At 62.1% G+C, this 14,520-nt stretch carries 12 protein-coding genes and 1 pseudogene; 4 read left to right on the top strand and 9 right to left on the bottom strand.

Going from position 1 to position 14,520, the window contains the following annotated elements; genetic code table 11:
- Positions 1–124 precede the first annotated feature (124 nt).
- A complete protein-coding gene (gene crp / locus WBK23_RS17625; RefSeq protein WP_090377469.1) occupies positions 125–769 on the top strand; it encodes a cAMP-activated global transcriptional regulator CRP in 645 nt (214 codons plus the stop codon).
- A 61-nt stretch (positions 770–830) separates the two neighbouring features.
- Here crp and trpC read toward each other — a convergent pair whose 3' ends face one another.
- The 6 genes and pseudogenes from trpC to rpe form a co-directional block, all read right to left on the bottom strand.
- Positions 831–1,667 carry an indole-3-glycerol phosphate synthase TrpC gene (gene trpC, locus WBK23_RS17620; RefSeq protein WP_424485227.1) on the bottom strand — a complete coding sequence of 279 codons (837 nt, stop codon included), beginning with the start codon at positions 1,665–1,667 and terminating at the stop codon, positions 831–833.
- The gene (trpD, locus tag WBK23_RS17615; protein WP_424485226.1) at positions 1,664–2,713 is read right to left on the bottom strand and encodes an anthranilate phosphoribosyltransferase; all 1,050 of its coding nucleotides are present in this window, start codon (positions 2,711–2,713) and stop codon (positions 1,664–1,666) included. Before trpD ends, trpC begins: the two co-directional genes overlap by 4 nt.
- Entirely contained in the window at positions 2,710–3,306 is a 597-nt protein-coding gene (locus WBK23_RS17610) for an aminodeoxychorismate/anthranilate synthase component II (protein WP_424485225.1), read from the bottom strand. The genes trpD and WBK23_RS17610 overlap by 4 nt, the downstream gene beginning before the upstream one ends.
- 11 nt (positions 3,307–3,317) lie before the next feature.
- On the bottom strand, positions 3,318–4,811 hold the full coding sequence (gene trpE, locus WBK23_RS17605; RefSeq protein ID WP_424485224.1) for an anthranilate synthase component I: 1,494 nt from the start codon (positions 4,809–4,811) through the stop codon (positions 3,318–3,320).
- A gap of 263 nt (positions 4,812–5,074) precedes the next feature.
- Positions 5,075–5,707, bottom strand: a pseudogene (locus WBK23_RS17600) (phosphoglycolate phosphatase); the annotation flags it as partial.
- 44 nt (positions 5,708–5,751) lie between these two features.
- Positions 5,752–6,426 (bottom strand): ribulose-phosphate 3-epimerase, encoded by a 675-nt coding sequence (gene rpe / locus WBK23_RS17595; protein WP_424485223.1) that lies wholly within the window; start codon positions 6,424–6,426, stop codon positions 5,752–5,754.
- Positions 6,427–6,563: 137 nt separating this feature from the next.
- Between rpe and WBK23_RS17590 the strand changes: the two genes are divergently transcribed.
- A complete protein-coding gene (locus WBK23_RS17590; RefSeq protein ID WP_424485222.1) occupies positions 6,564–7,592 on the top strand; it encodes an alpha/beta hydrolase family protein in 1,029 nt (342 codons plus the stop codon).
- 145 nt (positions 7,593–7,737) lie between these two features.
- Here WBK23_RS17590 and WBK23_RS17585 read toward each other — a convergent pair whose 3' ends face one another.
- From WBK23_RS17585 to WBK23_RS17575, 3 genes are read right to left on the bottom strand one after another with little or no spacing between them, the layout of a single operon-like run.
- Positions 7,738–8,499, bottom strand: a complete 762-nt coding sequence (locus WBK23_RS17585) for a DnaJ domain-containing protein (protein WP_424485221.1) — start codon at positions 8,497–8,499, stop codon at positions 7,738–7,740.
- Position 8,500: 1 nt separating this feature from the next.
- Positions 8,501–9,172 (bottom strand): N-acetylmuramate alpha-1-phosphate uridylyltransferase MurU, encoded by a 672-nt coding sequence (murU, locus tag WBK23_RS17580; RefSeq protein WP_424485220.1) that lies wholly within the window; start codon positions 9,170–9,172, stop codon positions 8,501–8,503.
- Positions 9,169–10,194 (bottom strand): aminoglycoside phosphotransferase family protein, encoded by a 1,026-nt coding sequence (locus WBK23_RS17575; RefSeq protein WP_424485219.1) that lies wholly within the window; start codon positions 10,192–10,194, stop codon positions 9,169–9,171. Before WBK23_RS17575 ends, murU begins: the two co-directional genes overlap by 4 nt.
- Positions 10,195–10,319: 125 nt before the next feature.
- Between WBK23_RS17575 and WBK23_RS17570 the strand changes: the two genes are divergently transcribed.
- On the top strand, positions 10,320–13,091 hold the full coding sequence (locus WBK23_RS17570) for an LPS-assembly protein LptD (RefSeq protein ID WP_424485218.1): 2,772 nt from the start codon (positions 10,320–10,322) through the stop codon (positions 13,089–13,091).
- Positions 13,072–14,364 carry a peptidylprolyl isomerase gene (locus tag WBK23_RS17565; RefSeq protein ID WP_424485217.1) on the top strand — a complete coding sequence of 431 codons (1,293 nt, stop codon included), beginning with the start codon at positions 13,072–13,074 and terminating at the stop codon, positions 14,362–14,364. The genes WBK23_RS17570 and WBK23_RS17565 overlap by 20 nt, the downstream gene beginning before the upstream one ends.
- The last annotated feature ends 156 nt before the right edge of the window (positions 14,365–14,520 follow it).

The following is a 14,520-nucleotide window of genomic DNA, read 5'->3' as shown; positions in this document are numbered from 1 at the left end:
AACCGCGCCGAGTATCGGAGTGTTTGTTAAGCTCACGACTGATTACTGGCACACTTGTACAGATAACTATTATTAGAAACGCCAGCCAGACAACGGCTTACTCTTATAAATTCGGGATTCGGGCATGGTTGCTATTACCCTCACACCTAAAATAAAAAATCTCGACAAGCTTCTCGCACACTGTCACCGCCGCCGCTACACCGCAAAGAGCACCATCATCTATGCAGGCGACCGTTGCGAAACGCTGTTCTTCATCGTTAAAGGTTCGGTCACCATCCTGATCGAAGACGATGATGGTCGTGAAATGATCATCGCCTACCTCAACTCGGGCGATTTTTTTGGCGAAATGGGCCTGTTCGAGAAGGACGGCACCGAGAAAGAACGCAGCGCCTGGGTGCGTGCCAAGACCGAGTGCGAAGTCGCCGAGCTCAGCTACGCCAAGTTCCGCGAACTGACGCAGCAGGACCCGGACATTCTCTACGCCCTTGGCAGCCAAATGGCCGAACGCCTGCGCAATACCACGCGCAAGGTGGGCGACCTGGCGTTCCTCGACGTCACCGGCCGCGTTGCTCGCACCCTGCTCGACCTGTGCAAGCAACCGGACGCCATGACTCACCCGGACGGCATGCAGATCAAGATCACTCGTCAGGAAATCGGCCGTATCGTTGGCTGCTCGCGGGAGATGGTGGGCCGCGTGCTCAAGGCCCTGGAAGAACAGGGCCTGGTCAGCGTCAAAGGCAAGACCATGGTGGTCTTCGGTACACGCTGAAGCTGCATGCTGCAGATATGAAAAAGCCGACGCATGTGTCGGCTTTTTTATGGATGTGAGATCAGTCCACGTCAGGCGAGGTGATCACCCGCTTGCGCTCGGGAAAGAACAGCCGCTCCAATTCCGCGCCCGGGTTATCGGCACGCATAAAGGCCTCACCGACCAGGAAGGCATACACCTCACTGATTTCCATCAGCTCGACATCGGCACGGTTGAGGATGCCGCTCTCGGTCACCACCAGGCGATCACGCGGAATCCGCGGCAGCAGGTCCAGAGTGGTTTCCAGGCTGACTTCGAAGCTGTGCAGGCTGCGGTTGTTGATGCCCACCAACGGCGTATCCAGGGTTTTCAGCGCACGCTCCAGCTCATCGCCATCGTGCACCTCGACCAGTACATCCAGGTCGAAGGCCTTGGCGGTCGCCGCCAGCTCGGCCAGTTGCACATCATCCAGCGCCGAGACGATCAGCAGCACGCAATCAGCACCCAACGCACGGGCTTCGACGATCTGGTACGGGTCGATCATAAAGTCCTTGCGGATCACCGGCAGCGCACAGGCCGCGCGTGCCTCTTGCAGGTAGCGATCCGCGCCCTGGAAGAAATCCACATCAGTCAGCACCGACAGGCAGGTCGCACCGCCGGACTCATAGGCACGGGCAATTTCGGCCGGGACAAAGTCCTCACGCAGCACGCCCTTGCTCGGCGACGCCTTCTTGATCTCGGCGATCACCGCCGGCTGCTTGCGCTTGGCCTGCGCCAGCAGCGCCTGGGCAAACCCACGCACCGGATCGGCGTTGCGGGCTTGCTGCTCGACTTCGGCCAGACTGACGATGGCGCGGCGCGCCGCGACTTCTTCTGCCTTGCGCGCAAGGATCTTTTCCAGCACGGTGGGAATGCTCACCCTGCGTTCTCCTGTTTGAATACGGCGGTAAAGGACACCAGCTCCTGCAGTTTTTCCCAGGCCAGGCCGGTATGCAGCGCATCGTGGGCCAGCTGCACGCCTTCCTTCAGACTGCGCGCCAAATCCGCCGCGTACAATGCCGCACCGGCATTCAGTGCGATCATGTCAGCGGCCTTCTGCCCGGACTCGGTCCTGCGTTTGGTCAGGGCGTCGCGGATCAGCGCCAGCGATTGCTCCGGGCTTTCCACCGCCAGGCCAATCAGGCTCTGGCTCTTCAGGCCGAGGTCTTCGGGCTGCACCTCGTACTCGCTGATCACGCCATCCTTCAATTCGGCAACATGGGTGGCCGCCGCCAGGCTGAACTCATCCAGGCCATCACGCGAATGCACCACCAGAATGTGCTGGCTGCCCAGACGTTTGAGCACCTCGGCCAAAGGCCGGCACAGCGCCTGGCTGAACACGCCGATCACCTGATGGCGTACCTCGGCCGGATTGGTCAGCGGGCCGAGCATATTGAAGATGGTGCGCAGGCCCAGCTCGCGGCGCGGGCCGGCGGCATGCTTCATCGCGGCATGGTGCACCTGGGCGAACATAAAGCCGACGCCGACGCTGTCGATGCAGCGCGCCACTTGCTCAGGGGTCAGGCTCAGGTAGATGCCCGCTGCCTCCAGCAAGTCGGCGCTGCCACTTTTGCCGGACACCGCGCGATTGCCGTGCTTGGCGACTTTGCCGCCCGCCGCCGCGACGACAAAGCTCGCTGCCGTCGACACGTTGAAGATATTCGCGCCATCGCCACCGGTACCGACCACGTCGACCACATGCTCGAGTGTGTCCAGGTGCACATGGCTGGCCAGCTCACGCATAACTGCGACCGCACCGACGATCTCATCGATGGTTTCGCTCTTCATGCGCATGCCCATCAGAAAGGCACCGACCTGCGCATCGGTGCACTGACCGGTCATGATCTCGCGCATCACGTCCTGCATTTCCGCCGTGGACAGGTCGAGCTGATTGACCACCCGGTTCAAGGCTTCCTTGATATTCATGGGCGCAGGCCTCCCTGTTGCTTGAGGAAATTGGCAAACAGTTCGTGACCCTGTTCAGTGAGGATCGACTCAGGGTGGAACTGCACGCCTTCGATATGCAGGGTCTTGTGGCGCAGGCCCATGATCTCGTCGATCGAACCGTCGGCATGCTGGGTCCAGGCGGTCGCCTCCAGGCAGTCCGGCAGGGTTTCGCGCTTGACCACCAGTGAATGGTAGCGGGTTACCGTCAGCGGGTTGTTCAGGCCGGCGAATACGCCGAGGTCGCGGTGGAACACCGGGCTGGTCTTGCCGTGCATGACCTGACGCGCACGCACCACATCGCCGCCAAAGGCCTGGCCGATGCTCTGGTGGCCCAGGCAGACGCCGAGGATCGGCAGCTTGCCGGCGAAATGCAGAATGGCCTCAATGGACACCCCGGCTTCGGTCGGCGTACACGGGCCGGGCGAGACCACAATGCGCTCGGGTTTGAGCGCTTCGATCTCGGTGATGCTCAGTTCGTCGTTGCGGATCACATGGACATCGGCACCCAGCTCGCCCAGGTACTGCACCACGTTGTAGGTGAAGGAGTCGTAGTTATCGATCATCAAAAGCATGGCGGGACTCCTCAGCGCTTGGTCTGGTCGGGGACGGTTTGCTCGGCGAGCGCCACAGCACGGAACATGGCGCGGCGCTTGTTCAGCGTCTCTTCCCACTCCAGCGCCGGCACCGAGTCGGCAACGATGCCGGCACCCGCCTGCACATGCAGCTCACCATCCTTGATCACCGCCGTGCGGATGGCGATGGCGGTGTCCATATTGCCGTTCCAGGCGAAATAGCCGACCGCGCCGCCATATACGCCGCGCTTGACCGGCTCCAGCTCGTCGATGATTTCCATGGCGCGAATCTTCGGCGCGCCGGACAAGGTGCCAGCCGGCAGAATGGCGCGCAGGGCGTCCATCGCCGTCAGACCTTCCTTTAACTGGCCGGTGACGTTGGAGACGATGTGCATGACGTTGGAGTAGCGCTCAATCACCATCTTCTCGGTGAGTTTGACGCTGCCGATGCTCGCGACCCGGCCGACATCGTTACGCCCCAGGTCGATCAGCATCAGGTGCTCGGCCAGCTCCTTGGCATCCGACAGCAGGTCGGTCTCCAGGGCCAGGTCAGCTTCTTCATTAGCCCCACGCGGACGGGTGCCGGCGATCGGGCGCACGGTGATCAGATTATCTTCGACGCGCACCAGCACTTCCGGCGAGCTGCCGACGACATGGAAGTCGCCGAAGTTGAAGAAGTACATATAAGGCGTCGGGTTGATGCAGCGCAGCGCGCGGTACAGATCAATCGGCGCGGCCTTGAACGGAATCGACATGCGCTGGGAAATCACCACCTGCATGCAATCGCCGGCCAGGATGTACTCCTTGATCGCCTGCACCGCGGCCTCGTAGTCGTCACGTTTGAAGCTGGAGACGAAATCCGGATCGGCACCCGCCGGCGCGGCCAGGTCGACACCCAGGCGTGGCGTGATCGGCTGACGCAGCTTGTGCAGAATCTCTTGCAGGCGCGCCTGGCCTTGCTCGAAAGCATCGGCCTCGGCCGGATCGGCCAGCACAATGGCGTGCATCTTGCCGGCCAGGTTGTCGAACACCACCACCGCATCGGAGACCATCAGCAGGATATCCGGCGTCCCCAGCGGGTCCGGATTCGGACTGGCCCCCAGTTTGCTCTCGACGTAACGCACGCTGTCGTAACCGAAATAGCCCACCAGGCCACCATTAAAGCGCGGCAGGCCGGCCAGGGTTGGCACCTTGTAACGGTCTTTGAATTGCTCGACAAAGGCCAACGGGTCGGCACATTGGTGACGCTCAACTTCGACACCATCGACACTGATCTGCACATCATGCTCATAGGCACGCAGCACGGTGCGCGCTTGCAGGCCGATGATCGAGTAACGGCCCCATTTCTCGCCGCCCTGCACGGATTCGAGCAGGTAGGTATTGGCCTGATCGGCCAGCTTCAGGTAGATCGACAGCGGGGTGTCGAAATCCACCAGGGTTTCGCAGGCAACAGGAATGCGGTTATAGCCGGCAGCGGCTAAACGCAGAAATTCTTCGCGGGTCATGAGCAGCCTCGTGGCTTGAGGGTAAAACGGTCGTGTGCAAACGCGCCGGCTAAGCGGCCAAGATCAGGTCAGAGGCGCCAGCGCCAACGGGCCAGGGCCTTGATGATTTTCATACCAGTCCTTGCGGACCAGCGCGTGCAGGTAACCACCACGGAGCTCTCTTTTTGGCGGGAGTAAACGCTGGCCACACTAGCGCAGGCCACCGGCTGAATCAACCCGCCGCCTTGCTCGCTGGCGGTGGCGTCCGCCGCGGGCTGCGCGAGTGGCAGCAGCTCGCGCAAGTCGTCCAGCACCCGCGCCGGATTCTCCTCGGCGATCGGCCGGCCATGGTTATAGCCATAGCTCAGCGCTACGCAGGACACACCCGCCGCCTTCGCGGCCAGTACATCGCTGCGTGAGTCGCCAATAAACAGCGCCTGCGCCCGATCGATCCGCGCCAACTGCAGCACATGCAGCAGCGCCGCAGGGTCAGGTTTCTGCTGCGCCAGGGTGTCGCCGCCGACTATCCAGCGGAAGAACCCGCCCAACCCCTTATCATCCAACAGCGGCGCGACAAACCGCTCCGGCTTGTTGGTGACAATCGCCATCTCGACCTTTTGCTCACGCAACCATTTGAGGGTTTTGCGCACCCCCGGATACACCGTGGTCAACGTATGCGCCTCGGCGTAGGCCTGCATAAACAGCTCTAGGGCCGGCTCGGCCTGGGCGTCATCGATATGCTCATGCTGCAAGCCATCGGCCAGGGCGCGGCGCACCAGCACCCGCGCGCCATTGCCGACCCAGTCGCGCACCCGCTCGACACCCGCAGCCGGTCGCCCCAGCAGCACCAGCATGCTGTCGATGGCGGCGGCCAAGTCCGGTACCGAATCCACCAGAGTGCCGTCCAGGTCGAACATCACCAGGCGCGGCAACTGCCCGTCGAACAGCTCGTGAAGAATGCTCACCCGCGCGCCTGGGCCAGCTCGGCGCGCATGGCGTCGATCACCGCTTTGTAGTCAGGCTGATTGAAAATCGCCGAACCAGCGACAAAGGTGTCGGCCCCGGCGGCAGCGATCTCGCGAATATTCTGCACATTCACCCCGCCATCGATCTCCAGGCGAATATCGCGGCCGCTGGCGTCGATCAGCGCACGCGCTTCCTTGAGTTTTTCCAGGGTATGCGGAATGAATTTCTGCCCGCCGAAGCCTGGGTTGACGCTCATCAGCAAGATCATGTCGACCTTGTCCATCACATGGCGCAGCGCGTCCAGCGGGGTGGCCGGGTTGAACACCAGACCAGCCTTGCAGCCGCCGTCGCGGATCAGCTGCAGGGAGCGGTCGATATGCAGCGTGGCTTCCGGGTGGAAGGTAATGTAGGTCGCGCCGGCCTCGATAAAGTCACCGATGATGCGATCCACCGGCTGCACCATCAGGTGCGCATCGATCGGCGCAGTGATGCCGTACTTGCGCAGCGCGGCACACACCATCGGGCCGATGGTCAGGTTCGGCACATAGTGATTGTCCATCACATCGAAGTGGACGATGTCGGCACCAGCGGCCAGAACCTTGTCTACTTCCTCGCCCAGACGGGCGAAATCGGCGGACAGAATCGATGGAGCAATGGCGAAGGGTTGCATGGCGCACCTCAGTGGCGTTCACGGAAGGCGCGCATTGTAACAGCCCGATCCAAGGCCTGGCGCAACCAAGCGACACCTGACAAAGCGCCCCGGAACCGGCTAGGCTGCTGAAACTAGGTAGTTCGCTGGAGACCCCCATGCCCTCGCGCCACGCCGCGCTCGCCCTGAGCCTGCTGCTGTTAAGCCACCCACTGTTTGCCGAAGACGAGACTCCCGCTACCGCGCCTGAGGAACCAGCCGCTCCGGTAGTCGAGCCGCGCGCGCCCCTCGCCGAGCGCAGCGAAGCCGATGCCGTGGCCCTTGAGCAACAAGTCGAGCAGAAGGAGCAGCAGCAACTGCAGGCCGGCGACGAACAGTTTCTTGCCCTGTGGCTGCCTGCCAATGTCGCCGAACCAAGTGGCGCGGTGATTCTCCTGCCCGGTGACGATGAAAGCGCCGACTGGCCGCAAAGCATCGGCCCATTGCGCCGCAAACTGCCCGACGGCGGCTGGCACAGCCTGAGCCTGACCCTGCCCGACCCGAATGGCGACGCCCCACCGCAACGCGTTGTCGAAGCCGCAGCTGAGCCAACCGCCGACCCGGCTGCCGCCAGCGACCCTGCCAGCGCAGCCGCTGAAACCGACACCAAATCGGCAGAGGATACGGACGCCGCCGCCCCCAAAGACGCAGTACCCGCCGTCGATGACGCCGCCACTGCCGCCGCGAAAACACAAGTTATCGCCGAACAACAGAAAGCCCACGCCGAACGCGTGCTGGCGCGCATTGCGGCGGCCGTCAGCTTTGCCGAACAGCAAAAAGCCAAGACCGTGGCGCTACTCGGGCATGGCAGCGGCGCGTACTGGGCCGCGCGCTATCTGGCTGAACGCAAGCCCGCCACCGTGCGCAACCTGCTGCTGGTAGCCGCCAGCCTGCCCGCCGGCTATGCCCCGCCGCTCGACGAGCTGATTCCAGAGCTGCAACTGGCCACCGGGGATTTCTACTACAAGGACCTGCCGGCGGATCGCCAGGCTGCGCTCAAGCGCTCGCAAGCCAGCAAGCGGCAAAAGCACCCGAGCTATATCCAGATCGCCATGAAAGCCCTGCCGGGCAATAGAGAAGCCGAGCAGGAACAGCTCTACCGGCGTATTCGCGGCTGGCTGACGCTAAAGCTGCAAGCCGACAAATAGACGCGCAGAACTGGTTTACGATCTCGCGAGCTAGAGCCATGCAAGGCAGAAACAGGCGAGGACGCGGAGTTTACGAACTGTAAATGAGCGGCCGAGCCTGTTTTAACGCAGCAGGGCCGACGCGCAGCAGATCGTAAGCCGGTTCTTAGCGAAAACCGTGACGCTGACGCACCAGGTCATATGCCTGATGCAACTCACGGGTACGCTCGGTCGCTTCGCGCACCCGCTCAGGCGCGGCACCGCTGCCGGCCAGCTTGTCCGGGTGGTGGCGACTGAGCAGCCGCCGGTAAGCCTGCTTGATCTGCGCCGGCGCGGCATCGGCATCGACCCCAAGCAAGCTCAGCGCCTGTTGATAAGCATTGCCGGCAGGCGCAGCCAACGGCCCTTGCTGCGGCGCGTAAGCATCGCTCAACACCTTCTGGGTGGCCGACGATACTTTCAGCCAGCGCCCCCAGAGCAGAATCAGCTCACGCTCGGTTTGACTGACCTGGCCATCGACCCAGGCCATCCGCCAGCAGGCCCGCAACAGCGCCTCACTGCGCGCGCGCTGACGCCGCAACGGCCCGCGCAGGCTGTCGCGACCGGTCTTGCCGCGGGCAAAGGCGGCAATCGCCAGACGCTGCGCCTCGGCGTCCAGACCCTGACGCTGCATCTCCGCCCGCGCCTGCTGAATATGCGCCGGCAGCACCCGGCCATCACACTTGGCCAAACGCCCCAGCAGGATAAACAGCAGCTGTTCATCGACAGGCGGCGCCTTCACCCCCAGGCGTTCACGCAAGGCCGCCCAGGACTGCAGGCGCAAGCGGCGGTCCAGCACTTGGCCGAGCAAACCGCCAAGCAGCCCACCGGGAATACTCGCCAGCGCGAGCCCCGCCACAGCGCCCAGCAGGGTCGCAGGCCAGAGCATCTCAGCCGCGCGCCTCAAGCAGCTGTTCGACTTCGGCCAGCCGCTCGTGAGTGCCCACGTCGACCCAGCATCCGGCAAAACGCTCGCCACTGACCTGTCCTTGCGTCATCGCCTGACACAGCAGCGGTGCCAGCTTGAAAGCACCGGCCTGGCAATCGGCAAACAGCTGCGGTGCCAACACGGCCATGCCGCTGTAGGTCAGGCTGACCCGCCCCGGTCGCGCATCCGTCACCTGTCCGGCACTCAGGCAGAAATCCCCAATCAGGTGATGCGCCGGGTTATCCACCAGCACCAGGTGCGCCAAGCCGGACAGCGGGCGGCGCAGCTCGGCAAACGGGTAGTCGGTGAAGATATCGCCGTTGATCAACAGAAACGGCTGATCGCCGAGCAAGGGCAGTGCCTGGAAAATCCCGCCACCGGTCTCCAGCGGCTCACCCTCGGCCGAATAGGCAATCTGCAGGCCAAAGCGCGAACCATCGCCCAGATAATCCTCAATCTGCTGGCCCAGCCAGGCGTGATTGATCACCAGCTCGCGAAAGCCGGCCGCTGCCAAGGCACGTACGTGGTACTCGATCAGCGGCACGCCGGCCGCCCGCACCAGGGGTTTCGGCGTATGCAGGGTCAGCGGGCGCAGGCGCTCGCCTTTGCCCGCGGCCAGAATCATCGCCTTCATGCCGGCACCGCCTCATCCTTGGGCAGGCTGGCGAACAGCTCGGCCAATTCCGCCAGCTCAGGACGGCGCGCCAACACCGCTTCTATATAAGAGAAGAAGCGCGGCACGTCGCCCAGGTACTTGGGCTTGCCATCGCGATGGCAGATGCGCGCGAAAATGCCGATCACCTTGAGATGGCGTTGCACACCCATCAGGTCGCTGGCGCGCAGGAAGTCCTGCAACTCGCTCTGCACCGGAATACCCAGGGCGCGGGCCTGCTGCCAATAATCTTCCAGCCAGGCTTGCACCCGCGCGTCTGGCCAGCTGAGGAAAGCATCCTTGAACAGACAAGTAACGTCATAGGTCACCGGACCATAGACCGCATCCTGAAAATCCAGCACACCCGGATTCGGCTCACTGAGCATCAGGTTGCGCGGCATATAGTCGCGATGCACCAGCACCTTGGGCTGCTCCAGGGCGCTATCGATCAGCAATTGGCTAACCCGCTGCCAGGCGGCCTGTTGCGTAGTGCTCAGTTCAATACCCAAGTGACGCTGTACATACCACTCGGGGAACAACTGCAATTCGCGGCGCAGCAAGGCATCGTCGTAACTCGGCAGCGGCGCATCCAGTGGCAGCTGCTGGAAGGCCAGCAAGGCTTGCACGGCATCGGCGAGCAAGGCGTCGGCATTGCCCTCGTTGATCACATCCAGATAGGTCTGCCGGCCCAAATCGTTCAACAGCAGAAAGCCCCGCGCCAGGTCGGCGGCGAGAATCTGCGGCACATTGAGCTGCGCCTCGGCCAGCAGGCCAGCCACTTTGACGAAGGGCGCACAGTCTTCCTGCGGCGGCGGTGCGTCCATCACGATCAGGCTACGGCCTGCGCCCTGCCAGCGGAAATAGCGGCGAAAACTGGCATCGCTGCTGGCCGAGGTCAGCGTGGCGGCGGGCACAGCCCCCCACCCACGACTGGCGAAGAGCTCTGGCAACTGCTGGGCAAGCCACTCTTCAAGGTATTGCAGGCGTATATCTTCATCAGGCATTACAAGGTCTCCGACGGCGCTAGCCGTTGCGCGGGTCATGCTTTATTATCCAGCATCTTTTCAAGCCCATCGAGAGGCGTGCGGCCTCAGGGCCAATGGCGCGCAGGAAGCCCGGAAAAAATAAGATGGCAGTAAAATACCCCGCGTTTCGTAAAAAATTCCCTCTACTGGTCACTGGCAGCCTTCTGGCGCTACAACCTTTAGCCGTTCCTTTCGCTATCGCTGCCGAGCAGTACGATTGCCAGGTTTCCGCCACCGGCGGTTGGGCTTGCGCCCCTAAAACCAGCAATGCTGCACTGCCGGCGCGCCCAGTACAACGCGATTCGGTCGCCAGCAGCAAGGCCGGCGAAAGCACTGCCGCGCCGCGCCAGGAAAAAGCCGCGCAAGCGACTCTGGTCACCGAAAGCGGCGGCAAGGGCCTGGCCTCGCGCAGCACCGACTACAGCCACCTGGACTGGGTCCCTCGGGAAAACCTCAGCGCCGCGCAATTGGCTGAGGCCGGTCCTTACTGTGCCGGTGCGTACGTAGAACCGACGCGCCCAGGCATGGACGATAAGACGCCGATGGATGAAGCGCCGATGTTCATCTCGGCCAAAGCCTCGCGCTATGAGCAGGAAGAACAGGTCGCCACTCTGGCCGGCAATGTAGTGCTGCGCCAGGCCGGCATGCAGGTCGAGGCTGACGAAGCCAACCTGCGCCAGGCAGAAAACCGCGGCGAGCTGATCGGCAATGTGCGCCTGCGTGATCAGGGCATGCTGGTGGTCGGCGACCGCGCCGAGCTGCAACTGGACAACGGTGAAGCCAAGGTCGATAACGCCGAATATGTGCTGCACAAGAGCCATATCCGCGGTAATGCGCTCTACGCCAAACGCGAAGAAAGCGCGATCATCCGCCTCAAAGACGGCACCTACACCAGCTGCGAACCCGGCAGCAACGCCTGGCACCTCAAGGGCAACAACATCACCTTGAACCCGGCCACCGGTTTCGGCACCGCGACCAACGTGACCCTGCGAGTGAAGAATGTGCCGGTGTTCTACACCCCGTACATCTACTTCCCGATTGATGATCGCCGCCAGTCCGGCTTCCTGCCGCCAAGCATTGGCAGCTCCAGCGACAACGGCCTGACCCTGCAAACGCCGTACTACTTCAACCTGGCGCCGAACTACGATGCCACGTTGTACCCGACCTATATGGCCGACCGCGGCTTGTTGATGGAAGGCGAGTTCCGCTACCTCACCAAGGACAGCGAAGGACAGGTCGGCGCGGCTTACCTCGACGACAGTAATGATGACCGCAAGCTGCAGTCTGACTACGAAGATCAGCGCTGGATGTACAACTGGCAGCACACCACCGGCCTGACCTCGCGTCTGCTGGCTGAAGCCGACTACACCGACATCAGCGACCCGTACTACTTCCAGGATCTGGGTACCGACCTGGGCGTCAGCTCCACCAGCTACGTCAATCAACGCGGCACCCTGACCTACCGTGGCGAAGGCTACACGGCGCGCCTGAATGCGCACGCTTATGAGCTGGCCAACATCACCGATATCACTCCTTACAACCGCCTGCCGCAGCTGACCCTGGATGGCGTGCTGCCATTCAAACCTGCGGGGGTGAACTTCAGCTACGGCACTGAATATGTGCGCTTCGACCGCAACCTGCGTTCCGGCAACTTTATCAATGAAGATGGCGTGGTTGAGCAGCCTTGGTATGACACCTTTGTACAGGGGTTATCTCGCGCCAATGGCGAGCGAGTACATGTCGAGCCAGGCGTCAGCCTGCCGCTGGACTGGAGCTGGGGCTATATCAAGCCGCAGATCAAGTACCTGCAGACCAACTACGACCTGAGCCTGGACCAGCAGGGCAAGGACAGCCTGCTTGCCGAGCAGAAGTACAGCAGCAGCCAGAACCGCGGTGTCGGCATGTTCAGCCTGGACAGCGGCCTGTATTTCGACCGTGATAGCCAGTGGTTCGGCAAATCCTATCGCCAGACCCTGGAGCCACGCCTGTTCTACCTGCACGTTCCAGAAGAAGACCAGACCGACATTCCGGTGTTCGACACTGCCGAGAACACCTTCAGCTACTCCTCGCTCTGGCGCGAAAACCGCTTCTCCGGCAAAGACCGTATTGGCGACGAGAATAAGCTGTCCCTTGGCGTAACCAACCGCTGGATTGAGCCAAACGGCTTCGAACGTCAGCGTTTCAGCATCGGCCAGGCCTTCTACTTTGACGACCGCAAGGTGCAGATGCCGGGCATCGACTATCGCACTCGCAGCGATGCGACCGCGTCGACCTCGCCTTACGCCCTTGAATACCTCTACCGCTTTAACCGCGACTGGCGCTTCACCTCGGACTTCAACTGGGACCCGGACTCCGGCAGCACTCGCTCCGGCAGCGCGATGCTCCACTACCAGCCAGAAGATAACCCGAACAAGGTGGTCAACGCCGGTTATCGCTATCGCAATGACACCGTTCGCTATGACGAAACGACCGGTAACTGGGTAGTAGGCGGCGGCGATTACGGCACGCCGGGTAGCGCGAATTACATCAAGGACTACTACAAGATCAGCCAGCACGACTTCTCGGTTATCTGGCCGATCGTGCCGCAGTGGAGCGTGATCTCCCGCTGGCAGTATGACTACGGTCGCAATCGCACCCTGGAAGCCTTCGGTGGCTTCGAGTACGACAGCTGCTGCTGGAAATTGCGCCTGATCAACCGCTACTGGATCGACTACGACGAAGTCAGCCTCAACCCGTCGCTGAACGACCAGGCTGACCGCGGTATCTTCCTGCAGATCGTACTCAAAGGTCTGGGTGGTGTAGTCGGCAATAAAGTTGAGACTTTCCTCGACCAAGGCATTCAAGGTTATCGTGAACGTGAAGATCAAGCTTTCTGATTGCGTGCGCCCGCTGCTGTTGGGCGCGCTGTTCCTGGGTACCGCGGCACAGGCCGAAGTACAGTCACTCAACCGCGTCGTGGCAATTGTCGATAACGACGTGGTCATGCAAAGCCAGCTCGATGCACGCCTGCGCGAGGTTCAGCAAACCATTGCTCAGCGTGGTGCAGCCTTGCCGCCCGAGCATGTTCTCAGCCAGCAGGTGCTCGAACGCCTGATCATCGAGAACATTCAGCTGCAGATTGGCGAGCGTTCCGGCATTCGGATTACCGACGAAGAGCTGAACCAGGCCATCGGCACCATTGCCCAGCGCAATGGCATGAGCATCGAGCAATTCCGTGCGGCGCTGGCGAAAGACGGCCTGTCCTACACCGATGCGCGTGACCAAGTACGCCGCGAGATGATCATCAGCCGCGTGCGTCAGCGCCGCGTGGCCGAACGTATCCAGGTTACCGATCAGGAAGTGCAGAACTTCCTCGCCTCGGACATGGGCAAGATGCAGCTGTCGGAAGAGTTCCGCCTGGCCAACATCCTGATCCCGGTGAGCGAAGCTGCTTCGCCTGAAGACATTCAGGCCGCCGATCGCCGTGCCCGCGAGCTGTATCAACAGCTGCAGCAGGGTGCCGATTTCCAACAGCTGGCTATCGCCAGTTCTGCCAGTGAAACGGCGCTGGAAGGTGGTGAGATGGGCTGGCGTAAAGCCGGGCAACTGCCGCCGCCGTTCGACGCGATGATCAGCGCACTGCCTGTCGGCCAGGTCACCGAGCCGATGCGCACGCCAGGCGGCTTTATCATGATCAAGCTGCTGGAAAAACGCGGCGGCGACAGCCAGGTACGTGACGAAGTGAATGTTCGCCACATCCTGATCAAGCCCAGCGAAATTCGCAGCGAAGCCGAAACCAAGCGCCTGGTTGAACGCCTCTACCAGCGCATCCTCGCCGGTGAAGACTTCAGCGAGCTGGCCAAGAGCTACTCCGAAGATCCGGGCTCCGCGCTTAACGGCGGCACCCTCAGCTGGATCGACCCAAGTGTGCTGGTTCCTGAGTTCCGCGAAGTGATGAACAACACGCCCGCCGGCGAGCTGTCCAAACCCTTCAAGAGCCCGTATGGCTGGCACGTGCTGGAAGTCATGGGCCGACGCGCCACCGACAGCAGCGAACAGTTCCGCGAGCAGCAAGCCATGACCGTACTGCGTAACCGCAAGTACGACGAAGAGCTGCAAGCCTGGCTGCGCCAGATTCGCGACGAGGCCTACGTCGAGAGCAAGCTCTGACCGGCCCAGCACGCGAACGCAGCTAGCGTACGCAACAGATCAAGCCCGGCTTTATGCACACGCAGAGCCGGGCTTTTTTTCGCCCGCAGACAACGCACCCTTTACTAACCGCAGCCGCACCGACAGAGTTGGCGCATAGCCACCGAGAGCCCGCCG

Origin of the sequence: Pseudomonas sp. (assembly GCF_049653025.1) — a bacterium.
Taxonomy (GTDB): Bacteria; Pseudomonadota; Gammaproteobacteria; order Pseudomonadales; family Pseudomonadaceae; genus Aquipseudomonas.
This window is presented reverse-complemented; position numbering and strand designations above follow the sequence as displayed.